This is a genomic window from Mesorhizobium sp. P160187 (genome assembly GCF_057766425.1).
In genome coordinates this window covers 2,016,852-2,043,402 of the sequence record NZ_JBYMDX010000003.1, presented here as the reverse complement: position 1 = coordinate 2,043,402, position 26,551 = coordinate 2,016,852, and the positions used below count along the sequence as shown (strand labels likewise).

The following is a 26,551-nucleotide window of genomic DNA, read 5'->3' as shown; positions in this document are numbered from 1 at the left end:
TCCGGCCGCATCAAACGGGCCTGCCAGGCGCATCTCGCTTCGGGAAAAGCAACGCTGATGCGCTCGCTTGTTTGAACTTTATGGATGGCGGAAGCGCCGCTCAGGAACCGACGCATCCCGTCAGAAATGCGCCGACACGAACGGTTCAAGGATGGTGGATTTCCGTTCCCAGCAGCTTCAGGCATTCACGGATGAACGCAGCCAGCGCCGTCCTTACAAGCGCCAGTTCGTCCAAAGCCAGGTTCGGTCGGTTTCGGATTCAGCCCTTGCGCTCCTGAAGGCTGTTGCCGCCGTCGACCACCAGCAGGGCGCCGTTGACGTAGCTCGCACTTTCCGATGCCAGGAACAACACGGCTGCGGCAACCTCGTCCGGGCGGCCGGCCCGCGCCGGTGGCGTGTGCAGGGCAGCTTGCCGCTCCATTACGCTCGACGAGCCCGTTTCGATCCAGCCGGGGGCCACGGCATTGGCCGTGATGCCGCTTTTTGCCACTTCGAGCGCCAGCGTGCGCGTCAGGCCGACCATGCCGGCCTTGGCGGCGGAATAGGCTGCTGTGCCTTCGAAAGACACCAGCGGACCGGTAACCGACGCTACATTGACGATGCGCCCATAGCCTGCCTCTACCATCGCCGGTAAAAATGCGCGGGTGACCAGGAATACGGTCTTCAGGCTGACGTCGATCCCTTGGTCCCAGTCTGCCTCGGTCATGGCAAGAAACGCCTTATCGGACGAGGGCGATGCCAGCGAACCCATGCCGGCATTGTTGACCAGGATGTCGACAGCGCCGACATCAGCCCGCAGCCTGGCGACTTCAGCTGCGATGGTGAGATCGGCGACAGCGGCTTTGGCATTGATGCCCTCGGCGCAAAGCTCGGCGGCGCGATCGAGTACACGCGCGCTGGCACCGTTCAGGAAAACGGCATGACCGGCTAGGCCGAGCTGCCGCGCAATGGCAAAGCCGATGCCGTCGGCAGCACCCGCCCCGGTAATCAGCGCACGCTTGGTGGTAGAAGATGGCATGGTCAAATCAGACTCCGCTGGTTTCCGCCGTCGCAGTCCTAGCACGCAGATTGGGCGACGGTGCTGCGAAGGTTTGCTCTGCAACATCCCGCGCCGCTTTGCGTTCTCGAAATGCCGAAGCCGGCCGCTCAGGGCTGTCGGCTCTGCTGCCGGAAGCTTTCTCGTCAGACTTGATCCGACCAGAATGAGACCCCGACGTCTGTTCCTCGTCCAGCGCCTGTGTAGCGTTCTAAATGCCGATTGCGCAGCCGTCCTTGCGTGGGTCTGAACCGCCCTGCAGCGTCCCGTTCTTCCAGTCGATCATGATCGCTTGGGCGCCCCCGATCGGCTCTGCCGCCGGGACGATGCGGAATCCGCGACCGGCCAGTTCCTCCTGAACCGCGACTGGAAGCGTGCTCTCGACCTCCACGTCCATCGTGCCAGGAATCGGAAAGATGCGGGGCAGATCAATGGCTTGCTGAAGGTCGAGGCCAAAATCAAGAACTTTTGACAGGAAGTGCGCGTGACCCATGGCCTGATACGCTCCACCCATCACGCCGAAAGGCATGACTGCACGCCCATCCTTCACCAGCATGCCCGGTATGATGGTGTGTAGCGGGCGCTTGCCTGGTTCGATGACGTTGGGGTGGTTGGGATCCAGCGAAAAACTTATACCGCGATTGTTGAGTATCACGCCCGAGCGCGCCGCGACGATGCCGGAGCCAAAACCATAATAGATCGAGTTGATGAAACTGACGGCGTTGCGATCCTTGTCGACGACGGAAATATAGACCGTGTCGCGATGCACCGGCATATCGAATGAAGGAAGATCCGCGCGCGCGCGGCCAAGATCAATCATCCCCGCCAGACGATCCGCCGTCGCGCTTGAAAGCAGTTGCTCGACCGGCACCGCCACCTTCGCCGGGTCGGCGAGCAAAGCATCGCGCGCCGCATAAGCAAGTCGCGTCGCCTCGATCTCGATGTGCAGCCGGTCGGCGGATTGAGGGTCACCCTTGGCCTCGAAGCGCGACAGGATATTGAGGATCATGAGCGCTATGACGCCTTGGCCATTTGGCGGACATTCGTAGACGTCGTGGCCGCGGAAACCTGTCTTTATCGGCGTCACATATTCGCCCCTGGCCCCCATGAAATCATCCAGTGTGTGCAAACCGCCGAGGCTTCGCAGGCGCGAAACCATGTCCTCGGCGACCTCCCCCATGTAGAAGGCGTTGCGTCCGTCCGTCGCGATCTTGCGGAATGTTGCGGCGAGTTCTGGTTGCCGGTGCACCTCGCCGATCCTCGGCGCCCGCCCCCCGGGGAGAAAGATGCTTCTCGCGGCAGGATCGGCGGAAAGCAGCGCCGCCTCCTGTTCCCAGTCGAAATGCACGCGTGGGGAGATGGCGTAACCGCTTTCGGCGAACTCGATCGCAGGAGCGAAAAGCTTGCCCAGCGCCAGTTTTCCATGATCGGCGTTGAGCTGGGTCCAGGCGTCAACCGCACCGGGAACCGTTACCGCATGCGGTGAGTGACGCTCGATTTCCCTAATGCCCTGGGATGCATACCAATCGGCTGTTGCGGCCGCCGGGGCACGGCCGGATCCGTTGTAGGCGATGATCTCGCTGGACCCTTCCTTCGACATCAGGACGAAACAATCTCCGCCGATGCCGGTCGATCCCGGTTCGACCACGCACTGGACGGCGCTGGCGGCGATGGCCGCGTCGAGTGCGTTGCCGCCCGCCTCCAGAATCCGAACGGCTGCAAGCGTGGCCGACGGATGGGACGTCGCAGCCATGCCATGCCGTGCGACCACGACCGAACGGCTTGGTTTCTCGAAATCTCTCATACGCGAAAAAACTCCCTAGAACGATTGCAGTGAGCGCCAGCCGATCACGCTGGACTGGTCGCAAGGCCCTATGCCGGGCGCAGATGCCGTGACAGATTGTATTCGAGCCGGCCCAGTGTCCGGGTGATGATGAAATTGAGGATCAGGTAGATAGCGCCGGCGCAGACGAAAACTTCCATGGCCCGGTAGGTTTGCGAAATGATGCCCTGGGCGATGCCGGTGATTTCCATCAGCGTAACGATGGATGCAAGTGAGGTTCCCTTGACCATCAAAATGATTTCGTTGCCATAGCTTGGCAAAGCCTGGCGCAGTGCGATCGGCAGGACGATGCGGCGCAATGTCATCAGTCGCGTCATGCCAAAGGCCTGCGCCGCCTCAATCTGGCCGGACGGGACCGACTGCATGGCGCCGCGGAGGATTTCACTGCCATAGGCTGCGGTGTTGAGGGTTAGCGCGAGGATGGCGCACCAATAAGGTTCGCGGAAAAGGCCCCACAGACCAAGTTCCTGCAATGTCGGCCGAAACTGGCCAAGGCCGTAGTAAATCAGGAATATCTGGACCAACAGGGGCGTGCCGCGAAACACCGCGACGAAACCCTTGATTGGCCAGTCAATCAAGGGCTGGCGGAGGCGCTGGGCCAGCGCCAAAGCCAAGGCGAGGATGGCGCCGAGCAGGATGGACGTGCCGGCAAGCTCAAGCGTCAGCGGCAGGCCGGCAAGCAGCTTTGGCAATATTTCAGCGAAAAAGGCGAAATCCATTACACCCCCCGAATGCCCCGAAGCGCGCGGCGTTCAGCGCGCTTGAACAGCAATCCCGTCGCTGAGGCGATGGCCAGGTAGAGAGCGGCGGCAGCCGTGTAGAAGAGAAACGGCTCGCGCGTCGATCCAGCCCCGATCTGTGCCTGACGCATCAGTTCGACAAGCCCGATTACCGAAATCAGCGCTGAATCCTTGAGCACCAGTTGCCACACATTCCCTAGCCCCGGGATGGCGTGACGCATAAGCTGGGGTGCGATCACCCGGCGCAACATGAGCGCAGGCGGCATGCCATAGGCGCGCGCTGCTTCGATCTGGCCGCGGTCGATGGCGATGTAGGCACCGCGGAATACCTCCGCCTGATAGGCACCCGAAATTATGCCGATTGCCGTTGTGCCTGTGGCGAAAGCCGGCAATCCAAGGAAGCCCTGGGCGCCAAACCAATGGCCAACCGCAGTCAGGGCCATGCTACCGCCGAAATACAGGAGATAGATGGTCAAGAGGTCGGGAACGCCCCTGAATACCGTGGAATAGGCATCGGCGAGCAAGCCGAGGGAGTGCGACCCGCTGACCCGGGCCGCAGCTGCCAAGGCGCCGATCACCGAGCCGACCATAAATCCGGCGACCGAAAGCAGAAGCGTTACGAACGCAGCGCTGAGCAGCGCCACCGCCCAACCGCCGTCGCCAAACCCTAGCAGACGAACGCTATCCAGCATCGGCTAGTTCGCGCTCCGGGAAGGGCTTCTCAGTTGGGCGGCGTGACGTCGGCCTTCAGCCATTTCAGCGAAAGCTTTTTGATGGTGCCGTCGGCAATGGCTTCATCGATCGCCTTGTTGAACATCGCCTTGAGCACGGTATCCTGCTTGCGCAGCCCTGCCCCAGTGCCCCGTCCGAAAACCCCGCCGAGAAAGCCGGGACCAGCGACCGTGTAGCCTGAGAATTCCGGCTTGGCCAAGGTTGCCGCCAAAGCGGTCTGCTGTGCAAACAGGGCATCCACACGGCCGGCCGCGAGATCGAGGTCGTGCTGTTCCGTGGTTTTGTACTCGCGGATTTCGACGGCGCCGTCGAAATACTTTTTCAGGAACTCCAAGTTCGCCGTCGCAGCCTGGACGCCGACGATCTTGCCGGCGATCAGCGGCTTGATCTTGTCGATTGCCGCCTTGGCAGGGGCCTCGTCTTCCAGTTTTATCTTCTCGGTCGAACCGGCCAACGCACCGAGCGCGCTGTCCTTCGCCACGGCGAACCCGGAAGGATCGATGGCGTAGGGTTGAGTGAAGTCTATGACTTCAAGTCGTTTGTCGGTGATAAACATGCTCGCCATGATGACGTCGAACTTGCCAACTGTCAGCGCCGGGATGAGCCCATCCCAGTCCTGCGTAATGATGGTGCATTCAATTTTCATACGCTCACAGAGATTGCGCGCGAGCTCGACCTCCATGCCGGCAGGCTTTCCATCAGCGGTGGTAAAGTTCCAGGGCGCATAGGCGCCCTCCGTCGCTATGGTGATCTTCTTTGGCGCATCCTCGGCCGAAGCCGACAAAGCGGCAGCTAAGCTCAATCCGGCCGCAAGACATGCAATGGGTAATAGTTTCATGGTTCTGTTCCCCTTTTTTTCGGCCCTGCGAGGGCACTTTGTAGAAATCGAATATCCCTCTTGCCCGACTACCTCAACGTCGGCTCGGGCTCGCGAACTCGGCCAGCAGCGGCGCCGTGTCGAGAATGTGTCTGCGCATCACGGCTTCGGCAGCTTCGGCATCGCCGCCGCGTAGCGAATCGATCACTGCCGAATGCTCCTCCGCGGCGCTGAGCGGTTTTTCGACATAGTCGAACCAGATGCGCAGATAGGGTTCGATGGTCACATGCAGTGATGCGATTTGCCGAACAAGTTTCGGGCGGCCGCTTAGATTGCAAATGTAGCCGTGAAATTCCTGGTGGCGTGTTACCCAATCGGCGCCGCCGGCAGCGCCACTGCGCTCCATCCGGGCCAACAAGCGCTCAAGTTCGGCAATGGTTTCGGTGTTCATCCGAGGCATTGCCAGGCGAACGGCAAGCCCTTCCAGTACCGAGCGAATCTCGAATGTCTCGTAGATCTCGTCCAGCGTCAGACCAGCGACGATACAGCCACGATTTGGGCGGATCACAACCAGCCCTTCGAGTGCCAGCCGCTGGAAGGCCTCCCGAACGGGCATCCGGCTCATACCGATCTCGGCCGCGATCTCTTCCGGGATGAGCCTATCGCCTGCACGGTAACGCCCGAGACGTATGGCAGATTGCAGATGTAGAAAAGCCTCCTGCTCCGCAGTTGCCGGCGTCTGGGCGTAGGGAACTGCTGAATGGCTCATCTAGTGACCAACGCGTTTGCATCTTTGTATCCACAAATACAGGAGAATTTTCTCGCGCAGTCAAGGCAAATCGGCGCCCTTAGAGCCGAGATCGGTGGCAGGAGCGCTTGGCGATCTCCCGGCCCAGTTCTTGACCCTGTCCTTGCCCTTGAAGCGTATCATCAATCCCGTAGCGCGCGCTCGCGTCTGCTCGCCGGCCTTGGGGATGCGGCCGTGAACATCGATCGGGGTGTCGGGACAGTGCCGCTACGTCAGTTCGAAGTAGATCGAGAAGCACGCCTGCATCTCGACAGGGTTGTGCGGCTTTAGGACCCTCCTGCGGCTGGGTACCCTCAGAGCCGCGACGGTGATGGCCAATGGATGTGCTTGAACAAGAAATTGCCGATCTCCTGCATTGCCGACATATGCTGGTAATCCGCTAAAACCAAAGAAGGAGGCGATCTAACCCGATCGCGCCAACCAAGGCCAACACATAGGCGATAGAAATTCCTATAATCGCTGGGAGAACGAAAATGGCCGACGCCATGGTTGGGGAACCCGGGTGGGTAGGCGCCGGCCACAAGCGGAACAGGCCCGCCGCGCCACACACATCGCTGATTTGTCATGAGGTGGTTATGGTGCCACCCCTGAGGCCGTTGCTGCGTCAAAGCTGCCTTTGCCAAAGGCCGCTATTTTAACAGCCACATCCGCAGTCGTTATGCATTCCGGCTCGCACCAGGGAGGGTGGCAGGCTCGCGCCGGTGACCGGATCGCTGCGGTATCAGGACGGACTTCTGATCGATGGTGGGTGAGGAAGAGCCGTCGGAACAGCTTGCCGAGTACGCGTACCGGAAGCAGGAAGGCCGACCAAGAAGATATCCAGCGGCTTCCGTCCGGAGCGATGCCGCCGCCCGGCACGACTGGAAGGGCTCATCGCGGCAAAGCATGCTGCCTACAGCCGCCTATGAGTTCGACTTCCGGATCATGATCGCCGACGCCGACGAGTGTCTTCCCTCGATCTCAGCGGCGGTCCCGCCTTCCCCTTGAGCGCGGTCGGCCTAAATCTTTGGATAGTGGCAGGCCACTTGCCTGTTGCCGGTTATGGCCCGCAGGAGCGGTCGCTCAGCGCGGCAGCGATCTTGAACGATCGAGCAGTGCGGGGAGAACTTGCAGCCTTTCGGCGTATGATGCGAACTTGGCATGTCAGTCATTAAGATGGTGCGCGGCCGCGGCTTGGCGCGCGTTTGCTGTACGGATGAAACCAGCGCTTTAGCATAGGGATGTGCTGGTCTCTCGAACAGATCCTCGGTGTTCCCGATCTCGACCAGAGAGCCGAGATACATAATCGCCATGCGATCCGCGATCTGGCGGATCACGGCAAGATCATGGGCTATGAAGATAAGTGACAGATTCAATTGGTCGCGTAGGTCTAGGAATAGATTGACCATTTGCGCCTGCAACGAGACGTCCAGTGCGGAGACCGGCTCGTCGGCGATGATGAGCGCCGGCTCCACTGCGAGTGCCCGGGCAATGCCGATGCGCTGTCTCTGCCCGCCAGAAAATTCGTGCGGATAGCGTTCGAGCGCTTCAACGGGCAGGCCGACCAGTTGCATCAGCTCCTTAAGCCTTGCACCGAGGTCAGCCGGCCTGCGCAGCTTATGGAAAAGGATCGGTTCGGCAATAATATCGCCGATCCGCCGCCTAGGGTTTAGTGAAGAGGAGGGATCCTGAAAGGTCATCTGCACCCGGCGCCGGAACAAAGCCAGCCGTCGTTCCGGCGCATGGCTGATATCTACACCCTCGAACTCCACAGCACCGCCACTGATTTCGTACAGCCGTGCAATACAGCGGCCAAGCGTCGTCTTTCCGCATCCCGACTCACCTACTAGCCCAACTGCCTCCCCCTCAGCCACTTCGAACGTCACGCCGTCCACAGCGACCACTATACCACCTCTCGACCCGGGCAGCGCACGAGGTATACGGTAGATCTTAGTAAGGGCTTTCACCGCGATTATAGGTTTTAATGCCGAACGCGCGGCGTCAGTCCTGGGAGCAGGCGCCTCAGCCCCCAATACCCGGTCTCGGTGAGCCGGCCGATCGACCGGTTCTAGATGGCAAAGCGAGAAATGATCGTTTTCGACGGTATACTGCGGCGCGGTATCACAGATCCCCATTCGAAACCGGCAGCGGGGTGCGAAGCTGCAGCCATTGCCAATCTCATCAGAGCTCGGCGGCGCGCCGGGTATGCTAGAAAGCCTGGACTGTCGTTTCCCGCTCAAGGGAGGAATGGAAGCTAACATGCCCCAAGTATAGGGATGATTGGGACGACTGAAGATCGGTCCCGTTGGCGCGTGCTCGACGATTCGTCCTGCATACATCACAGCGACCTTGTCAGCTATATCGGCTGCCACACTCATGCTGTGGCTGACGAGGATGATCGAGGATCCAAGATGCGTCCTGAGCCGATCAAGCAGGCTCAACACTTGCACTTGCGCTGTCCTATCAAGAGCAGAGGTAAGCTCGTCGGCGATTAACAGCACCGGATTGGAGGAGATCGACATAGCGATTATGGCCCGCTGCCGCATACCACCGGAGAGCTCGTGCGGATAGCGGCCGGCGATTTCAGATGGCTTGGCGAACCCGACTTCACCGAGCAACTCAACTGCCCGCCGGCGTGCCGACGATAGAGGAATTTTTTCATGCGCTCGGATCTGCTCGGCGATCTGCCAGCCCACCGTATAAACGGGCGTCATCGCTGTCATTGGGTCCTGAGGGATCAGTGCGATTCCGGGGCCCCGCAAACGGCGCAATTTGCGATCGGACAGTTTAAGAATATCCTGGTCCTGGAATTCGACCGTGCCAGTGACCGCGCCGTTACTACGGTCGATGAGCCCGAGAAGGCTCAGCACAGTAGCAGTTTTGCCCGATCCGCTTTCACCGACAATGGCCAGAATCTCCTTGCGGCTAAGTTGAAAGGATACATCGCGCACAGCCCTGACCAGGCCACTGTCAGTCTCAAAGGAGACACTGAGCCCACTGACATTCAGCAGAGACCGTTCCCTCGGGGTTGCGGACGCGCTGCCGGGGTTCATGGTGCGCGCACCTGAGTCATCGCGTGCGCACCCTTGGGTCCATGAGGACATAGGCGACATCCACAGCGGCGTTGACGATTACGACCCAAAAGGACGAATACATCACGATACCCAAGACAACGGGCAGATCTAGGGTCTGCATCGAACGGTAAGTTAGCCGCCCGACCCCGTTCAACCCGAATACTACTTCCGTGAGAAGTGCCGAGCCCCCCACCAGCACCCCGAAATCGAGACCGAACATAGTGACGAACGAGATGAGCGAGGTTCGAAACGCGTGCTTCAGCATAATCCGCGATCGGCTTAGGCCCTTGGCTCGCGCAGTGCGGATGAAATCTTCTCCGTAGGCTTCGACAATGTTTGTCCGCAGGACCCGCCCATAAAGACCGATGTAGAGGATCGCCAGCGAAAGCCATGGAATTATAAGCACTCGGAACCATCCCCAGGGGTCCCGAGTAAAGGGGATATAACCGAGGGGAGGCACCCAGCTGAAAAGCCAGGTATCGTGGAACCGGCTTTGCGAGAGTAGGTTCATCACTTCGCCGACCCAGAACACCGGCATCGAGACGCCGACAAGCGCAACCGCCATCAAGGCTTTGTCCAACAAGCTCCCGGGCCTGACGGCAGCTGTTACGCCCAGGACTACCGAGCCAGCCACCCAGAGCAGGGCGGCCCCGATTACCAGCGACAACGTTACCGGGGCAGCGGCTACAATTTCCGGCACCACAAGTTGGCCGCGCGTCGTGAACGAGGACAGATCGCGCGTGATGAACAGCCGATTCATCATTGCGACGTACTGGGCAGGCAAGGGCCGGTCGACTTCAGCAGTTCGCGTGAAGCCGCATTCTTTGTCGAGTTGTCCATCTCCCTGCGAAGTGCGGTGGTCCCGGCCATGGACCGCTGCCGAGATAGGAAGGGGGCCTGAAGGGCCGCCAGAGCGATATCCGTATGCGTTGCAACCATCGCAGCCACCCTCAAAAGCAATGGTAAACCCCACATTAATACGCTCGCCGAAAACCTTACAGGGGTGCCGGGCCGATGCTATCTTCTCTCTTGTTCTGTCATCGCAATGAAGGACGACATGCTCGAGCACCCGTAGGACACCTATTGCATGGAAAAAGCTGTAGGCCTTTACAGGTGCCCGGGAAATCCGCCGTTTGTCTGCCTTGTGGAGCGGGACAAAGCAAGTTACCTGGCTCAGGCCGCCTACCGTGAAGCTGGGCACAAGCCCGACATCGAAGCATTGCCGTGGGAAGCTGACTACAGGGCTGCCAAACAAAGGAAGACCTGTTCTATCGTTGTCTCTCGCCCTTAGCACCGCGACATGATCAGTTTGCCAAGTGGTCGTTACGGCGGACGACCGCGTTGAGGATCGCTTCGTAGGCGCTGCTGTCGAGGCCGAGCACGTGCGCCTGGTCGAAAGCCATATGGCGCCGCTGCGGCAAAAAAGGCCGCATGTTGACAAAGTTTAACTTCGCTGCGGACCACAAGTGCGGTCCTTTAAATTAGCGGAAGCGAATATTTGCTTACCTCCTTCCTTTCTATGTCGGCGCTCTGGTCGCCCTCCTGGCTGCTGCCGGCCGCTTGCCCTTGCCTGCGGTTCGGTGGTCGTTGAAGCGCTCCGGCATCGCATTCGAGACCCAAGACTGGTGCGCATGGATCATGACATTCAATTCCGCTCTCTACAGGAACAAGTGCCTTTCCTGGAGATTGGGATTCGACGTCGCAACGGCGCCGAACCCATAGGAGACTCACATGAAACGTAAGATTTTGACAGCTACAGCGATCTCTCTCTGTCTCGCCACCGCGGCCTTGGCGCAGTCGTCGGGAACATCCAGCGGCACGAACGGAACGTCCGGCTCATCGGCCGGGTCGGGTATGAGCTCTACGTCCGGCTCCGGCCAAAGCGGTATCCCGAGCGGCTGGGACAGCAAGCTCTCCGGCTCATTCTTCAGCGACGCCAATTCGGGAAGACTTCTGTCGCAGGATGAGATCCGCAAGAACTGGTCGTCCCTGAGCTCTGAACAGCAGGCACAGGTTCGCTCCGACTGCTCGAGGATGACGGCCAGTAACGGCACTGGCTCTGGCACAATGACCGGCACGTCAGGTAGCTCGGCTTCGACCGGCAGTGATACAACGGCGAGTATCGGCACCGGCTCTGGCACAGCCACCGGCACTTCAGGCAGCTCTGGTTCGACCGGCAGTAACACCACGGCCAGCAACAGCACTGGTTCGGGTACAACCACCGGCACGTCGGGATCCTCGAATACAGCTGGCGATACGACCGCCAGCACCAGCACGGGTTCGGGCGCGAACTCGGCTGCTCAAATGGCTTCGATGCGGCAACTCTGCACTCAGGTTCAAGGGATGTGAGTGAATGCGGGGGTCCGGGCCGGCTTGGCCGGAATAGATGAGGCCTTGAAGGCCCGGACATCGCTTTCGTTTGGTAACCATTTCGGCGCCGAAGTCGGCCGGCGATCGGGGTCAGAACTTCGCCTTGTTCCTGCCGTTGATGCTGGCAGTGCATCGAGGTTGGGCACGCTATTGGGGGCCTGGGCTCTACCTGCGCGATTGCTGCAGGGAACGCTTGCCCTCCGTGCCAGCTCGAAGATTGGCGTTCGGCGTCATCGTCGCGCCACCTGAGAGTTCCACCCGTTGGTCGAGAGCATGGCGTTTCGGTCCCAGCCTCCCTCGTCCTGCTCCTCGGATCAGCGTGCGCCTCGGGTCGATGTCGTCGAGTTGAGGTGCACGGCTCCGAGACGCTCCGAGCACCGCCATCCGTCGCCACGATAACGAAGCGCAAATCGGTCGAAGGGAATTGCGCCCTAAACAACGTGCTTTGTACGTTTCCGGCACTTGCATTTTTCGGAAACTGACCCACAGAATAGCTGATTGAGGTTCTATCTCTCTGGGAGGGCGGGATGGACATTCAAGCACCTGTTCGGCCTGCACAGCGAACGGCCAAGGAGTTGGTTCGCGAGGTCCTGTTGGGTTCTCAACCGGGCAATATAATTTCCGTGAAGGCGACCATTGCAGCGGTGCGCGAGCGCGGCCATGATCTTCGTGAGACTGACTGCCAGTTGGTCGAAATGATCGTCAATTCAGCCTCCGTTTGGGGACTGTTCATCGCCTTTGACGTTCGAGAGGCTTGATGCCCCACCGTTGGTTCAACCCTCCGGTTTATGTGAAGACTGAGCGCCCGGGGCTTCGCCTTGGTGTCAACCGAGTTGATGCCGCCGCCGAGGAGCTACTAAAGTGGTCCAATCGTGGCCCCAAGTGGCGGCTGGCGGCCGAGGCTTGCCTATCTGCGATGGATGGCAAAATTCCCGGTAACGACTTCCGGCTGCTGTTCGAGGCCGCGGCTGATGAAGAGGAGATGCTGCTGCCGGATTGACACCGCTGGACGGGACCATTCGGGTCTGTTCGGGTCTGGTCGGCGAATTCACCAGCGCAACGGGCATCTATGCCGTCCGGCTACCGAGCGACGCCCCAGATGGACAGTTGTTCGCCGGTGGGCGTACCATAGGGCCGGGGGGTGACCGATGGAGGTCACATGGTTGATGAAGAGCATCGCCGCGAACGGAGGCAGCGGGTGCTGAAAGGCGCCTCAATCATCAGCGGAATTACAAACTCCGAGATCAGTTGCACCATTCGGAACCAAAACAGTGGCGGAGCCGAGCTCAAAGTCCCGGTGGAATCGCGTGTCCCTGAGCGGTTCGTGCTTTACGTGCCGACCGACGGCGTTGCCTACCAAGCAGTCCTGCGGTGGCGCAGGAACGACCGAATTGGGGTTCAATTTATAGGAACGTTGCCAAAGCCGCGTCTCCACTATGGCTAAGCAGCTCCGGTGCATAGGCTTTGCGAAATTTGGACACTATCCGGCGCTCCGCACGTGTTTCGGGGCAGTCGTCCTTTCGAGGTTTCCCCCGGCGAACCTTCGCTTCAGGTCGACACGGTGAGAAGGCTGACGAGATCGCGGGAATATTCCTCGTCCAGATATTCAGCCGGAGCGCCCGCACCGTTCAGGTTTCGTCGGGTTCCTTCCTGAGGCCGTATCTTTGAGAAGTGATTCCGTTACTACGTCATTCTGCGGTTCAGTTCTCAAGCAGCGATCGACATCGTGTGGGAGTGCATGTTCTAGAGCAGATTCGGTTTCAAGTATCGCGAGGGGTTGGGTCAGCGGCTGGTGAGCGACCCAGCAGGCTCAGAAACCGGCACCCGTTTACGCAGCCCTTTGGTGCAGATAGGTAGAGTCAAAATCTGCGGCGCGAACGAGGCCTGCCCAGTCGCTCGCCTGAAAACGCGGCCCGACGGTGGATATCAGACCATCGCGTCTAAGGTCCTGGAGCACTCGGTTCACGTGCACGGTGGAGAGGCCAACTGCGTCGCCAAGTGCAGCCTGCGTTATGGGGAGATAGGCCACATGATCTTCAATGCGACCTACCGAGCGAAGGCGGACAATGAGTTCGCAAAAAATGTGAGCGATACGAGAGTAGGCGTCGCGCCTTCCGACGTTGGTGACCCACTCTCGATAGATCGCCGCATCGATCACAGTGGAGCGCCAAAACACTCTCGTTATCGAAGGGTGCTGGTCGCATATAGTGCGAAGAGCGTCGTGCCGCATAAAGCCCACCCGAGCGGGCATGAGAGGGGTGAAAGTGCAATCCATGACCGACAAATGCAAACCATGCAGGTCGGGAATGTCGCCCGGAACAAAAAAGGAGGAGATCTGACGCTTGCCCTCCCCGGTTAGTGTGGTCGACCCTATCAAGCCGTCAAGAACGACGAAGGAAAGGCTCGGCTTGTCGCCCTCGCGCAGAATGTCTTCGTTGGCCTGATATTCCTTCTCCTGAATCGAGATGTTCCCCAGAATGCCAATATCTGATTGTGCGAGTTCCGAGATGGTCTGGAGCTTGCGGATCAAGATGTTTGAAGAAGGAGCCTGTGCCATCAAGAACCCGTTCGGGTAGCCCACCAATTTGCTGTGGGCGCTAATGTTCTCGATGACGGTAGGGCTGGCGACGTTAGATCGTGCTTGATGCCTTTGGACCAATTCGCTCCCAGCAGCGCTATCAACTCCAAGGCTTGCGCCTCCGTTATGTCAGTCTCGTCGATAAGCCTTTGGACAAGGCGACGCTCGGGCTCAGACATCATGCTGCCTAGGATCCTTCCCAACCGCTCAGAGACCTTCCTAACTTCAACATTTGATATAAGTTCCCGTCTAAGTGGCTGTTTTTGCGAGAGGCCATCCCCTTCGAAGCCGCGCCCTCGGGATCACAGCCTTCTATCCCCGGATTAACAATGTTATTGCGCAAGGAACATTCGAGGCCTGGCTGTTGAATTACTGAGCAATTACTCACGGGGGGCAGGGCTTTCAATGCCGTCGGGTTCCGTCCTGATAGTAGAGATGAGAGCATGATCCTCTTAGACATCGAGAACTCCCTCCGCGAGGCCGGGTTCGAGGTGATCGCCGTCTTAAAGGGCCTTGAAGCCATTGCGACTTTTGATCGTGAGCCTGAGCGAGTTGCGGCTCTGCTGACCAGATATCAGACTTGGAGACGGCCCTACCGGGTGGGATGTGGCCGGCACCTCCGAGCCGCCAATCCTACCATGCCAGTGATATACATGAGTGGCGATTGATATACATGAGTGGCGATGGCGCGGACGACTGGCCGTCGCTTGGCGTACCCAACAGCCTGATGATCACCAAGCCGTTTGTTATGCCGCAGATCATTACCGGGCTGGCAACTCTCCTCAATCAAAAGGGAGTGGACCAACTCCCAGCCTCAGAATAGCTGCGGCTGGTAGCTAGCTGTTTGATCCCGAGCTCGAAGGAGAGGTGCTCAATGTCAGGCCCCGGTGAAGGGACCTTTCGCGACGGCGAGGGCCTGATTTGCGGCGCCCAACGAACTCTAACGCACTATCTCCGGCTGCTCGGCAAATACGAGCTCCGCGCGACGCCCTCATAGGAAGCCAGCCTGCCGACACTGCGATGCATCGCCAAGGCCTCCCGAAATGTGCGGCACATTCGGACGGCAAGCCAAAGATCGCCTTCGTCTACGTGGCCTTCTCGAAAGTGACGGATCACCGCCGGAGCAATGTGCTCTGCTTCTTCGCTCGCATGGTCGAAATTTCGCTCGGCACAAAGCCGCTCGAAGACCCGTTTGCAGGTCTGCAAATCAGCGGGGGAAAGGTATGGGTGATCAAGTCGGTTCAACATCGAGCGCCTCCCAAAACGCAGCGTGCAAGAACGTTCCCTCAGAAACGATTTAGAGATCGCAAGCGGCGGGAGTCAATGAATGGTTAAGGACGTACATTTCGGGTTTTCTCTCAGTTGAAATGTAGAAAATCGAGGTGTGGCCTTGCTGGCGCCTTCAAAGCCCCGGAACACTCGAACGGTCCTAGCTTGATGTATGGGCGCTCGGAGAGGAGGTAACTCTCCTAAGGCGAAAGAAGCACTAATGCCGGAGGGGGACGATCTACGTGTCGAGGCGGTGGCGAATGAAGTCGGCTACGAGGATGCGAGTTTTTTCGGGCGTCTCTTCCGCCGCAAAACTGGGCTGACGCCGGCGCAATATCGCATTGGTTTCAGTGCTCTCCGGCGAGCGCTGAGCCGCAATTGAATCTCAACTGTCGCCGCGCGATGCCCATGTTCCGCTCTGCGCCGCTTTTCGGTCACTCGTGGCAGCTTGACCGCTACAAGAGCGGACATTTCTCGCGACGACTTGGAGGGTCGTCACTGCTGCATAGAAGACGCGTGCAAGGTACTGTCAATCACGCACTTGGCATGTAACATTGTCTGCTAATAAGCGAGGGGCAGTTCGGCAAGGGTGCCGCTCAAACTCTGAGCGGAATGTCGTTGGGGGAGAACGCCGACATGCAGTGTTCAGTCGAAACCGACCTCGCTGGTCGGCTCGAATCTGCGAACCGGTACATTGCCGAGTTGGAAATCGCCAAAGCATCTGCGGCAACCGAACTCAGCCGACTTTCCGTCGACAACAAGCGTCTGCTCGACCTCACCGAGGACCGGGCAAAAGAACTCGCGATCCTCAACAGCGTCGGCGAAGCAATGGCGAAGACGTTGAATGTCAAGACAGTGACCCGTATCGTCGGCGATAAGGTGCGCGAAATATTCGGTGCAGATGTTACGGAAATACTGTTGCGCGACGAGTCGTCTAACCTGATCACAGTACCGTACGCCTTTTCCAAGGACTATCAAGAGCCTGCACCATTTGCCATGGGCGAAGGGTTGACCTCCAGAGTCATATTGTCTGGCAAACCGCTCCTTATCGGCTCAGGCGATCGGGCGGATGAGTTGGGCGCTCTTACCCCTACAGAGGAGGACGAGACCGAGTCCTACCTAGGTGTGCCGATCATCGCCGGAGACAGAATTCTGGGCGTTGTCAGCGTGCAGAGCTATCAGCAGAACGCATTTAATGAAGATCATGTGCGTCTGTTGCAGGGGCTGTCATCCGGCATGGGCGTTGCCATCGCTAACGCACACCTGTTTGACGAGACCCAGCGCCTGCTGAAAATGATGGAGGCCCGCAACGCTGAACTGGCCTTCGTGAATGGCGTTCAGGAAGTGCTCGTCTCCGATGTGCAAATGCAGGCAATATATGACCAGATTGGCGACAAGATCCATGAGATTTTCGATGCCCAGGTAGTGGATATCGGACTTTTCAACCCGGACGACAACCTTCTGCATTTCCCGTATGCGATCGAGCGAAGCGTTCGCTTCCCCGATGAACCGATCCCGCTCGTTGGTTTTCGGAAGCATGTCATGGAGACGGGGCAACCATTGCTGATCAATGAGGGTCTCGTCACCGCGACCGAGAAATACGGCAACCCGCACGTGCTGCAGGGTGAGGCGGCGAAGTCGATCCTGTTCGTACCGATGATCATCGAAGGACGGGCGAAGGGCGTCATCTCGCTGCAAAACCTTGATCGCGAGCACGCCTTCAATGAATCCGACGTGAACCTGCTCACCACGATCGGCAATGCGACGTCAATTGCAGTTGAAAAGGCGAGGCTCTTCACCGAGACGCGGCGCCTGCTGCAAGTAACAGAGGACCGCGCAGCAGAATTGGCCATTCTCAATAACGTCGGCGAGGCCATGACGCAGTCACTGGATCTGGACACGGTTATTCGCCTCGTCGGCGACAAGGTGCGGGAGGCCTTCGGGACCGAGGTTAGTGAAATTTTGCTGCATGACAGCCAGTCCGGCCTAATCCATGTGCCTTATGCATACTTCAGGCAATATAGAGTTATTGACCCATTCCCGTTCGGCGTGGGTGTAGCGTCGAAAATCATAGATACAGGGCAACCGTTAATCTTCACGACTCTCGAGAGAGGAAAAGAACTTGGCGCGTTCTTTCCAGAGGAAAAGGACAGGACCGCATCTTACATTGGTGTGCCCATCAAGTCTGGTGAAAGAACGCTGGGGGTTATCAGTGTACAAAGCTACCAGGAGAATGCCTTTGATGAAAATGACGTACGCCTTCTGCAGACGGTCGCCTCCAACATGGGGGTCGCCATCGCTAACGCCCGCCTATTTAACGAAACACAGCGTCTGCTAAGAGTGACCGAGGCCCGGGCTGCTGAACTTGCCGCCATTGGAACGGTCAGTCAGGCGCTCATAGCGGAATCGGAACTTGACAGCACGATCCAGTTAATCGGCAATCAGATGCAAGAAATCTTTGATGCCGATATCGTCTACGTCGCTCTGCTCGACCCGGAAACCAAGCTAATCCATTTCCCTTATCAGTTTGGCGAAACCTCCACCACGATCACACTCGGTGAAGGTCTGACAAGCAAGATCATTGAGACTGGCGAGCCGCTGCTCATCAACCAGGATGTGAACGAGCGCAGCGCCCAGATCGGGGCTACCCCCGTCGGCAAGGATGCGCTGTCCTATCTCGGCGTTCCGATCAAGACAGCCAAAGGCACTGTGGGGGTGATTAGTGTGCAGAGCACTACGCAGGAGGGCATATTCACTGATGAGTCGCTGCGCTTGCTTTCTACCATCGCCGCCAACGCCGGTGCCGCCCTGCACAACGCGCAGCTCTTCACTGAGCTCAAACAGCTGTCCCTGGCGCTGCAGCAGGCAAAGGAGGCGGCCGAAGCTGCAAATGAGGCGAAGAGTTCTTTTCTGGCGACGATGAGCCACGAAATTCGCACGCCAATGAATGGCGTGATCGGAATGAGCAACTTGTTGCTTGGTACAAACCTGGATGCTGAACAACGCGAGATTAGCGAGACGATCTGCAATAGCGGCGAAGCACTGCTAACGATTATCAACGACATACTCGATTTCTCCAAGGTTGAGGCCGGCAAGCTAGAGCTCGATCCAAGTCCCTTCGAACTCCGGGAATGCCTTGAGAGCGCAATTGACCTGATAGCCTCCAAGGCCGCAGAGAAGGGGCTCGACCTGGCTTACGTGGTGGAGCCCGGTACTCCCGACGGAATTGTCGCAGACAGCACCAGACTGCGGCAGATTTTGCTCAATTTCCTCAACAACGCAGTGAAATTCACCGAACGAGGTGAAATTGTACTATCGGTCACGAAAGTTCCGCCTGCAGCTGAGGGCGCGGGGACAGCCCACCGCGGAAGCGAAGAGGGCTTGTCCACCCTGAAGTTTGCAGTACGCGATACCGGCATCGGTATTCCAGAGGACCGATTGGATCGATTGTTCAAATCTTTCAGCCAGGTCGATGCCTCGACGACGCGGCGCTACGGCGGAACTGGACTAGGGTTGGCGATCAGCAAACGCCTGGCAGAACTGATGGGCGGGGAGGTATGGGTGGAAAGTGTAGAAGGGTCGGGCACGACATTCTTCTTTACCATCCGCACTTCCGCCGCGCCCGCTCCCAGGCAGGCGCAAATGTCTGTGGCCAAAGTTGAACTCGCAGGCAAGCGGTTGCTGATCGTTGACGACAACGCAACCAACCGGCGCATCCTGTCTCTGCAAGCCCAATCCTGGGCCATGGTTCCACACACAACCGAATCGCCCCTTGACGCATTGCGCAGGATTTCCAGTGGCGAAAATTATGACGCCGTCGTGCTCGACATGAACATGCCAGAGATGGACGGCATAGAACTGGCCAAACGATTGCGTCGGCTTGGTCAAAGGGGTGACCTTCCACTGATATTGCTGAGTTCCCTTGTCCCTCTTGATGAGAAAAACAAGGCGGCTATCGAGAGCGTCAAATTTGCGGCGATGCTTCCTAAGCCGATCAAGCCCTCGCCGCTCCTCAATGCTTTCATGTCGGTCTTTGCCGAGGCTCCATCGCGTTCGGCCAAGCCTGACCAGCCCAAGGGGCCGTCCCTAGATACTGAGATGGCCGCGAAATTGCCGTTACGGATCCTGCTGGTTGATGACAACATCACCAATCGGAAGATTGGCTCCAAGGTGCTCGAACGGCTTGGCTACAAGGCAGACCTGGCGGTCGATGGAGAGACGGCTATTTCGTCATTCGCCGAGGGACAACACGATGTCATCCTGATGGACATTGAGATGCCGGACATGGACGGGCTTGAAGCCACAAGGTTGATCCGCGCATCAGGCTCGGGGGATTCGCTTCAGCCCTTCATCGTGGCACTTACCGCCAATGCGATGGCCGGAGACCGAGAGCGGTACCTGGAAGCCGGGATGGATGACTATCTGAGCAAGCCGCTGCGCGTGGAGGAGTTGGTCGCCTCTCTGAAACGCGCTCCCAAGCACAACTGACGACAAAAGGTCTGGTCATGGCTGTGGCACAGGAAGCTCTCGACAAGCTCCTTGATCTCATAGGTGGGGATCAAGAATCTCTGGCGGAGCTCATTGAGAGTTTTCTGGATGAATCCCCGTTGCTCGTCGAGCAGATGCGCCAGGCTGCGGAGTCCGGCGACCGTTCAGGCCTTGGCCGCGCAGCCCATACGCTGAAATCGAGCGCGCGGGACTTCGGCGCCAACCAACTTTCCGCGCTTTGCGAGGCGATGGAAAAATCCTGCCGCGACGGTCTGCCCAGCGAGGCCGCGACGGAGGTGAAACTCATTGCGGGGGAGTGTGATACGGCGAAGCAAGATCTCAGCTTGCGCCTTGCCGATCTGAAACGAGGGGGACAATTGAATGAGCGTAGTATCGGAGACTCAACCATCTGAGGCTCGCGCAGCTGAGGCTCGCCCACCAGAGGGTGCGCGCGTCCTGATAGTCGATGATTCAGGCACAGTGCGCCTGAAACTCAGCAAAGCGATCCAAACTCTGGGCCATAAAACAACAGCTGTCGCAAGCGGCAAACTGGCGCTCGAACAGGTTGCCCAGAATTCCTTTGACCTCGTACTCCTTGATATAGTCATGCCGGAAATGGATGGTTTCGAGGTGCTCAAGGCGCTCAAGTCTTCGCGAGCCACTCGCGATCTGCCAGTGATCGTCATTTCGGCGCTCGATGAAGAAATGAGCAGCGTGATAAGCGCCATTGAGCTTGGCGCGGAAGACTTTCTGCCAAAGGACTTTGAACTCGCTCTACTCAAGGCACGTGTTGCAACCTGCATCGAGAAAAAAAGGCTCCGCGACGTTGAGACGGAATACCTGCGGCAGGTGGCCAAGCTGACCAGGGCGGCCGCCAGCTTGGAGACCGGACGATTCAATCCTTCAAAGCTTGGCATCCGCGATGTGGCAAGCCGCAGGGATGGTCTCGGCAAGCTTGCCACCGTGTTCGCGACAATGGCCCAGAAGGTCTATGAGCGAGAGCGAAAGATGCGACAGAATATTCGCACGTTTCGTGGCGCTCTGCTGCTGCTGGCATGTGGTGGGTTGTGGGGCATTGTCGTGCCACTTTCAAAGATGGCTTCGCTCGTTGAGGCCCATCCGGTCGGATTGGCAATCCTAATTGACACTATCGGAGCTGTCTTCTGCATCGGGATTTGTCTGAAGCGACGGACAATGCCGAGCCTCAAGGATCTCACGTGGGCGGATTACAAGTTCATCCTTGGTTTTGCATTCATTAGTTCGGTGATCAACCAGGTCCTCGTCTATTGGGTGGCAAGCAAGCTCCCAGCTTCTATCGTCTCCATTGTCATCGTGCTCGAGGGATTTGCTGTCTTCTTATTCGCCGCTCTGATGCGGACCGAAGCCCCAAATGTGAAGCGCTTTTTAGGACTTGGATTGGGTCTCGCCGGCATCTTCATCATCCTCCTCTACGGAGAGCCCGGACAAATGGCCACCGGTTGGGTGTGGCTTGTCATTGCTCTTGTGATTCCCGTCACTTACGCGGTCGAGGATATCTATCTATCAGAGTCTAAGCCTGCCAACATCAATAACGTTGCCCTGTTCGGCATCACGCTCGTTGTCTCGGTTTTTATGCTGATCCCACTTGCCGCTTTTTATCAGGACTTCATGCCATTTGATCTAGTGGCCGGTCGGCTTGGCGTCATCGTCTTGCTGATGGCTGCCGCTGGCAATTTGGCGATGCTGCTTTTCATTCAGTTGATCTCCAGCACCGGTGCTGTTTTCGCAAGCCAGAACGCCTATGCTGGAACAGCAGCCGGCATAGGCTGGAGTATGCTGTTACTTGGAGAGGCAATACCAGTTGTCACATGGGCCTCGCTGGCACTGGTCATCATCGGTCTTCTGATGGTCGAGCCCAAGCAGGAGGCTGAGGAAGAACCCCCGTTGCTTGATGACTCACTGGAGGAATTTGTGCCGCGGCTTGATCTGCTGCCTTTACCTTCGAAATGAAGGATCGGAGCCGCAACGGTATTAACTCGATCACCGCACATCGTCCGCTTGACACTCCAAATAGTCGTTCTGGGCAAGATTACTTGACCGGCTCCAGGAATGTGCCTGAGTGCCTCGAGTGGCAAAGAGGGGTCGGAAATTCACACGGTTGGCTTTGCGATCGAACGTCGGCTAACCTTGAGGGATGCCCGAAACCCGCCATTCCGCTCCCGGCCTCAAATCGGCCGTTCGGAAATCGGGCTTCGGCCGATCGACCCGACAAAAATACGGCTGCCGCAACGGCGGCGAACTAAGCACGCTCGGCGATCAATCAGCGCCAAAGTCGTGCCTTATCTTCTCGTCATTGGCACTGGAAGCTCGCAGGTTTGGGTGCCGATAGAGTGGCGCAGCAGGCCATTTCGATCCAAGCTTACACAGAGCAGCTCCGACCCGGCGCTCTCACTGGCGCTGTTTATCAAAAGCCCAGCGATCACCTGGTTTACTGGGGAGGGAGATCAACAATCTGGCACGGGTCAAGCACGATAGACATCACTCCATTCGGGAGATCGACGTTATATTCTGCCAACTCACCTGAGATGACGATTCCAGGTCGAATAGCCGATACCAGCCGCAGACGCGCCATGCTTTCTGCGTCATCGATGGACACACGACAGAAGAATCCTTTTCCGGGCGTAACGGCTGGTCCAACCTCGGCGGCAAGTTGGACAAGCCAGGATGATGACTCCTCGGTGAAACCAGCAACAAAGGCCGTCATTTGAGACACCCCGCGCTGCCTCAGCTTCTCTTCCGCTTCTCCAGCAGTCAGCGGGTTGGATAGGAGCAATGCGTGCTCGTAAAAGAGTTCCCGCATATCGTTATAAGGTGGCAATTTTTGAGCATCCACACCTTGAGCCGCGTTTGACGAAGATGTGCCGGTTATTAGAAAGGCTGCAGTGATCGCGCCGAGCCATGCCAAACCGCTTCGACGGAAGCCGATTTGATCGCGTGCCCTTGCACCAGTGTCGCCCTGACCTATGGAAAAATTGGCTGTTGGCGGCTCCTGAAGCCGTCTCGTGGTAGCCTCGTAGCTCAGACACTTGCCGCCAATGGACGCACCAGCCGCGTTTGATTCCTCGTTTCGTCCGGTAGATCGATATGTCATCTCGTTTCTCCAGTTTTACGTTACATACTATAGTTGATAAACTCGCGCGAGGAATTCGGCGATTGCTCGCTGATGGACATGCGCAAGCTCGTAGGCCGAAACTTTGCGCGCCTTCGTGCTCAGTCAGGGTTGACGCAGGAGGCCGTCGCAGAACGTGCCAACCTCAGTCAGCAATACGTAAGCGGATTGGAGCGAGGCCAGCGGAACCCTACGGTTGAGACGCTGTACGCTCTCTCTCAAGCGTTGGGGGTTAGCCACATTGAGTTGGTTCAGCCGCCACGCGACTAGGAGTGGCAGCGACGCAAAAAATGGCGTCGTGTGGGACGATGTGCTGTCGTCCTTTGGGCCTTGGCCGCTCGTAGGCCATAGAGCATGCATCGAGCGAGATCCGCGTATAGCCGCTACTATCGAAAAGGATGAGTGAGCGGTGGCTGACACGGCGCACGACCGTCCAATGGTTGAGCGAGCCGAAGACCGATAACAATACGGCCTGACCCGGTTGTCGAACCCAATCGCCGATACGACGCAAGAGCTCTTCAAAACAGGGCCGTTCATCTCTACACAGCATGGGTTTTGCTCGGATGGTCAGGTCGTGTTCGGTCGCCAGATGCAAGATCGCGGCCTTCAGCAAATATCTTATAGGCTGTGTATCAATACCGTTCGACGCGGCGTGGGCCGCCCCTACTGACAGATCAACCGATTCCAGCAGTGCGACAAAAAGATCCTGCCAAACGGGTCGCCGGAGAAGGTTGGCACGCACGCCGAGCGCGAGTCGGATTGCGTTGATGACGGCGTAAATGCCGCAGAGGCCATCAAGTTCGCCTTGGCGAAAGGGCAGCGGTGCGTGATGTGACATCAGGCCTCCTCCCTCGCAGGCTTCGCGGGTCGGAGGGCAAGTCGCTTACAGTGGTGTCTGAGCGGGCACCAATGGAGTTCGCAGGGGAGAGTGTCACGAATGTTGTTCCCATTGCAGACGGATAGTTCGTCAGCGGCGCAGAAACGCCAGACCGCATGCTGCAGCGCTCGTGGCGAGCTGGAGAGTGTCGGCTCGTCAGCCATTTTTTCTGCGAGGTCGCGCAAGATAAACTCACAGCCGACAGCGCTGTAGCAGCGTTGCCCATAGAGATGATCAGCTTGATAGGCAGCATGGATGCCAGTCCGGTGCAGAAAGTTATGCACCAGCGAATCGACGACGACGACTGATGCGCCGACGGCGTGCCATCGTTCGCGATCAGGACCAGCGTTGAGGAGGATTTGTGAGAGCATCATGCCGGCAAGCTTGCGTGAGACGCCAACGACTTTCGTGAATGCCGCTAGAAGCTCTTCGCGCCCGGCGGAGACCGGGTCTTCGCCGGTGTTGGTCACATCAAGCAATCGGTCGATGAAGGCAACCAGATCGCCACGGCAGACGTCGCGGATGAACAGGTAGAGCGAGAAAGCTTGCTCGTTGAGGACGCCTTTTCTCAATGCCAGCCTCGGCACAGGGCACTTGGCCAGGCTGTCGGGATTAGCGCAGGTCTGAGTTGCCTTGCGATAACGGCAACCGCGATAGCTATCAAAGTCGGTCAGCTTCGGGCAGAGTTCCTCCTCGCTGGAACGTCCCTCCCTGCTGAGCGCAGCGGTGACCCCGTACCATTCGGCGTTGCCGTGTTTTTCGATATAGGCGCGAGCGTGTGAGTCACGAATTCCCTGGTAGCTAAAACCGTCAATCAGTGATCGGTACAGAAACGACGTATCGGAATTGGCAATTGCCGCTGACGCATCTGAGGATTGGCCGAGGGCCAATGGATCATTGCCATGATGTTTTGACTGGGCTGGCAGGGAGACCAGCGCTGTCATCATCGCTCGGGCGTCGTCAATTGTTTTCACCATCGTCATGCGCCTCTCAATATTCATCGGCGCGCATGACGGTCATGACGCGAGAGGTGACGTTTCGGTCGGCGGCATCGGGTGAAAGAAACTGCCGTTTCAGGTCGTAATAGTCGATTTTCCAGATGATTTTGACGCCATCGACGGTCATGATGGCACAGTCATGCTCGCCGTTGGGATCGTTCTCAGGCGTGAAAGCATCGAAGGCGGCGATTGCGGCGATGGTCTTTGTTACGGCCGATGCGCCGAGGCCGGCGATACCAGCGGTAATGACAATTGTTCCGCCGAGACGTCGGATCCTAAGGTCGTCGTTGAGTTGACGGATTTTGCCTAGGTTTTCATCGAGCATTCCTCGGATCATTTCGATATCAGCCGGTGACATTCCGTTGTCTTTCTTGGTCATGAGGCTTTCCTTTTTTGAGCACGAGCGCAGGCGACCCGGCAGCGATTGCTGCCGAGGTGACGGTCGTTGGATTTTCAGTAGGGGTTAGAGGAGACGCATCAGCTTGCGTTGGGCGGTAGCGTCGCCGTCGATGTAGGATTGGGTGGTATTCAGCGACTTGTGGCCGGCCAACTGCTGAACGTCGCGCAACGAGCCGCCGGCCTTATGGATCATTCGAGCAGCATGGGTGATAAATGTCCGGCGACCCGAATGTGATGAGCAGCCGTCGAGGCTTAGATCGCCATAGACACGAGCAAACCAATTGACGATGGTTTTGGCACTCATTCTGTCTCTGCGTTCCGATATGATGACTGGCCCGGTCAGGTCGGCACCGCGAACGAGTTGCTTTAGCGCTTGGCTGATTTCGGGGTGCATCGGAATGCGTCGACCGCTCCCCTTCTTCGCCGCCCAACCAGGCAACTCGATTAATGGCGCGATTTTGCCATTCGCTGTCGAGACCATCGACCAATCTAGGGCAGCGATTTCACAGGCGCGAAGGCCCGCACGAAAACTCAAAAGTACAATCACACGGTTTCTTAGCGGCAGCCGGCTTCGCTTGCTCCAGCTTAGAAGCGCGCGCAGTTCCGACGGCCGCAGCAACTTTGCTGGCTGACCTCGCATTTTGAATTCCTTTTGTGTTTGGTGGCGGTTAAACGGCCGGCTATCTTCGACAAAGCTCAACCAGTTGACACAACCATTATAACATATTATGAGTTTAAATGCAACTTGAGATTGCGCAATCGCTTTTGGCGGAATAAATGTGCCTTCGGCGGGCGCGTTCCCGCCGAAGGCATCCTGAAGTTCAAGCGCTCTGTGCAGCAAGCGCTACGCGGCGACGCGATGTACTAAACGACGGCAGGTTCGGCCAATCACGCCACGACAACGTCAAGCGGTCGCTGGAGGGATCGGCGGCAAGGACAACGGCCTCCCACCAGCCGTCCTCGCGGCCGACCGTGGCAAGCACAGTCGAGCCGACGACAATACTAGACCAAAGATCCAGCTGTTGCGCCGGTGCCGTGACGGGAGGCTGGTCGGCGGCGCTGCCGGCATCGGCTGGTCGCAGCTCGTGCTCGGTGCCGATCAAAGCCGCGAACTTTTCGTAGACATCGTGTTTTACAAACACACATACGACCTTGCCGGCCGGGGACACTCGACCGGCCGGTATCTCCTTTGCCAGGGCGACAAGCTCGTCGTTCGACGGGACTACCACGGCGACACCTTGCGCATGTGCGACAGTAAGAGCTGCGCCAATCGCATCCCCCGCGAACGTGCACGCACGCGGTCTGCCTTCAACGCTACCGTCAAGAATAACGGCAAATTTCTCCATCTCAATCTCCATTGCTTTATTTAGTCACAATAGAACATAGCATGAACAA

Annotated in this window: 24 protein-coding genes and 2 pseudogenes; 8 read left to right on the top strand and 18 right to left on the bottom strand. The window is 58.1% G+C overall.

Going from position 1 to position 26,551, the window contains the following annotated elements; genetic code table 11:
* Positions 1–259: 259 nt before the first annotated feature.
* From AC3CCE_RS13350 to AC3CCE_RS13300, 11 genes and pseudogenes are all read right to left on the bottom strand, one after another.
* Positions 260–1,018, bottom strand: a complete 759-nt coding sequence (locus AC3CCE_RS13350) for an SDR family oxidoreductase (protein ID WP_352519020.1) — start codon at positions 1,016–1,018, stop codon at positions 260–262.
* 229 nt (positions 1,019–1,247) lie between these two features.
* Positions 1,248–2,840, bottom strand: a complete 1,593-nt coding sequence (gene ggt, locus AC3CCE_RS13345; RefSeq protein WP_352519021.1) for a gamma-glutamyltransferase — start codon at positions 2,838–2,840, stop codon at positions 1,248–1,250.
* A gap of 68 nt (positions 2,841–2,908) precedes the next feature.
* A complete protein-coding gene (locus AC3CCE_RS13340; protein ID WP_352519022.1) occupies positions 2,909–3,598 on the bottom strand; it encodes an ABC transporter permease in 690 nt (229 codons plus the stop codon).
* Positions 3,598–4,311: an ABC transporter permease gene (locus tag AC3CCE_RS13335; protein WP_352519023.1), complete on the bottom strand. Its 714-nt coding sequence runs from the start codon at positions 4,309–4,311 to the stop codon at positions 3,598–3,600. The genes AC3CCE_RS13340 and AC3CCE_RS13335 overlap by 1 nt, the downstream gene beginning before the upstream one ends.
* A 29-nt stretch (positions 4,312–4,340) precedes the next feature.
* Positions 4,341–5,189, bottom strand: a complete 849-nt coding sequence (locus AC3CCE_RS13330) for a transporter substrate-binding domain-containing protein (RefSeq protein WP_352519024.1) — start codon at positions 5,187–5,189, stop codon at positions 4,341–4,343.
* A 73-nt stretch (positions 5,190–5,262) separates the two neighbouring features.
* Positions 5,263–5,937, bottom strand: coding sequence for a GntR family transcriptional regulator (locus tag AC3CCE_RS13325; RefSeq protein ID WP_352519025.1), 675 nt, complete (start codon positions 5,935–5,937; stop codon positions 5,263–5,265).
* 91 nt (positions 5,938–6,028) lie between these two features.
* Positions 6,029–6,168: pseudogene (locus tag AC3CCE_RS13320) on the bottom strand (IS110 family transposase); the annotation flags it as partial.
* 381 nt (positions 6,169–6,549) lie between these two features.
* Positions 6,550–6,837, bottom strand: a pseudogene (locus AC3CCE_RS13315) (transposase); the annotation flags it as partial.
* A gap of 137 nt (positions 6,838–6,974) precedes the next feature.
* A complete protein-coding gene (locus tag AC3CCE_RS13310; RefSeq protein ID WP_352625094.1) occupies positions 6,975–9,008 on the bottom strand; it encodes a dipeptide ABC transporter ATP-binding protein in 2,034 nt (677 codons plus the stop codon).
* A gap of 16 nt (positions 9,009–9,024) precedes the next feature.
* On the bottom strand, positions 9,025–10,098 hold the full coding sequence (locus AC3CCE_RS13305; RefSeq protein ID WP_352519027.1) for an ABC transporter permease: 1,074 nt from the start codon (positions 10,096–10,098) through the stop codon (positions 9,025–9,027).
* A 658-nt stretch (positions 10,099–10,756) separates the two neighbouring features.
* Entirely contained in the window at positions 10,757–11,305 is a 549-nt protein-coding gene (locus AC3CCE_RS13300) for a hypothetical protein (RefSeq protein WP_023728077.1), read from the bottom strand.
* Positions 11,306–11,926: 621 nt separating this feature from the next.
* Here AC3CCE_RS13300 and AC3CCE_RS13295 point away from each other — a divergent pair.
* The 3 genes from AC3CCE_RS13295 to AC3CCE_RS13285 all read left to right on the top strand — a co-directional run bounded on the left by AC3CCE_RS13295 (position 11,927) and on the right by AC3CCE_RS13285 (position 12,843).
* Positions 11,927–12,157: a hypothetical protein gene (locus tag AC3CCE_RS13295; protein ID WP_352519029.1), complete on the top strand. Its 231-nt coding sequence runs from the start codon at positions 11,927–11,929 to the stop codon at positions 12,155–12,157.
* The gene (locus tag AC3CCE_RS13290) at positions 12,157–12,399 is read left to right on the top strand and encodes a DUF982 domain-containing protein (protein WP_352519030.1); all 243 of its coding nucleotides are present in this window, start codon (positions 12,157–12,159) and stop codon (positions 12,397–12,399) included. Before AC3CCE_RS13295 ends, AC3CCE_RS13290 begins: the two co-directional genes overlap by 1 nt.
* 159 nt (positions 12,400–12,558) lie before the next feature.
* The gene (locus AC3CCE_RS13285; RefSeq protein WP_023716427.1) at positions 12,559–12,843 is read left to right on the top strand and encodes a PilZ domain-containing protein; all 285 of its coding nucleotides are present in this window, start codon (positions 12,559–12,561) and stop codon (positions 12,841–12,843) included.
* Positions 12,844–13,227: 384 nt separating this feature from the next.
* Here the strand turns inward: AC3CCE_RS13285 and AC3CCE_RS13280 are convergent, their stop codons facing one another.
* Entirely contained in the window at positions 13,228–13,956 is a 729-nt protein-coding gene (locus tag AC3CCE_RS13280; RefSeq protein WP_352625098.1) for a Crp/Fnr family transcriptional regulator, read from the bottom strand.
* A 1,462-nt stretch (positions 13,957–15,418) separates the two neighbouring features.
* On the opposite strand from AC3CCE_RS13280, the gene AC3CCE_RS13275 reads away from it, so the two are divergent.
* From AC3CCE_RS13275 to AC3CCE_RS13260, 4 genes are all read left to right on the top strand, one after another.
* Positions 15,419–15,628, top strand: a complete 210-nt coding sequence (locus AC3CCE_RS13275) for a helix-turn-helix domain-containing protein (RefSeq protein WP_352519033.1) — start codon at positions 15,419–15,421, stop codon at positions 15,626–15,628.
* Between the two features lie 254 nt (positions 15,629–15,882).
* The gene (locus tag AC3CCE_RS13270; RefSeq protein ID WP_352519034.1) at positions 15,883–19,734 is read left to right on the top strand and encodes a GAF domain-containing protein; all 3,852 of its coding nucleotides are present in this window, start codon (positions 15,883–15,885) and stop codon (positions 19,732–19,734) included.
* Between the two features lie 17 nt (positions 19,735–19,751).
* A complete protein-coding gene (locus AC3CCE_RS13265; protein ID WP_352519035.1) occupies positions 19,752–20,147 on the top strand; it encodes an Hpt domain-containing protein in 396 nt (131 codons plus the stop codon).
* A complete protein-coding gene (locus tag AC3CCE_RS13260) occupies positions 20,116–21,723 on the top strand; it encodes a response regulator (protein WP_352519036.1) in 1,608 nt (535 codons plus the stop codon). Before AC3CCE_RS13265 ends, AC3CCE_RS13260 begins: the two co-directional genes overlap by 32 nt.
* A 478-nt stretch (positions 21,724–22,201) precedes the next feature.
* Here AC3CCE_RS13260 and AC3CCE_RS13255 read toward each other — a convergent pair whose 3' ends face one another.
* Positions 22,202–22,864: a hypothetical protein gene (locus AC3CCE_RS13255; protein WP_352514351.1), complete on the bottom strand. Its 663-nt coding sequence runs from the start codon at positions 22,862–22,864 to the stop codon at positions 22,202–22,204.
* 72 nt (positions 22,865–22,936) lie between these two features.
* On the opposite strand from AC3CCE_RS13255, the gene AC3CCE_RS13250 reads away from it, so the two are divergent.
* Entirely contained in the window at positions 22,937–23,152 is a 216-nt protein-coding gene (locus AC3CCE_RS13250; protein ID WP_352514350.1) for a helix-turn-helix domain-containing protein, read from the top strand.
* On the opposite strand, the gene AC3CCE_RS13245 is transcribed toward AC3CCE_RS13250, so the two are convergent.
* From AC3CCE_RS13245 to AC3CCE_RS13225, 5 genes are all read right to left on the bottom strand, one after another.
* On the bottom strand, positions 23,115–23,720 hold the full coding sequence (locus AC3CCE_RS13245; RefSeq protein WP_352519037.1) for a hypothetical protein: 606 nt from the start codon (positions 23,718–23,720) through the stop codon (positions 23,115–23,117). The genes AC3CCE_RS13250 and AC3CCE_RS13245 overlap by 38 nt on opposite strands.
* Positions 23,720–24,742, bottom strand: a complete 1,023-nt coding sequence (locus tag AC3CCE_RS13240; protein WP_352625101.1) for a hypothetical protein — start codon at positions 24,740–24,742, stop codon at positions 23,720–23,722. The genes AC3CCE_RS13245 and AC3CCE_RS13240 overlap by 1 nt, the downstream gene beginning before the upstream one ends.
* A 7-nt stretch (positions 24,743–24,749) precedes the next feature.
* Positions 24,750–25,136: a DUF3768 domain-containing protein gene (locus tag AC3CCE_RS13235; RefSeq protein ID WP_352519039.1), complete on the bottom strand. Its 387-nt coding sequence runs from the start codon at positions 25,134–25,136 to the stop codon at positions 24,750–24,752.
* An 84-nt stretch (positions 25,137–25,220) separates the two neighbouring features.
* Positions 25,221–25,997: a tyrosine-type recombinase/integrase gene (locus tag AC3CCE_RS13230; RefSeq protein WP_352519040.1), complete on the bottom strand. Its 777-nt coding sequence runs from the start codon at positions 25,995–25,997 to the stop codon at positions 25,221–25,223.
* Complete coding sequence (locus tag AC3CCE_RS13225; RefSeq protein ID WP_352514345.1) at positions 25,978–26,502, bottom strand: hypothetical protein; 525 nt, start codon at positions 26,500–26,502, stop codon at positions 25,978–25,980. The genes AC3CCE_RS13230 and AC3CCE_RS13225 overlap by 20 nt, the downstream gene beginning before the upstream one ends.
* Positions 26,503–26,551: the final 49 nt, after the last annotated feature.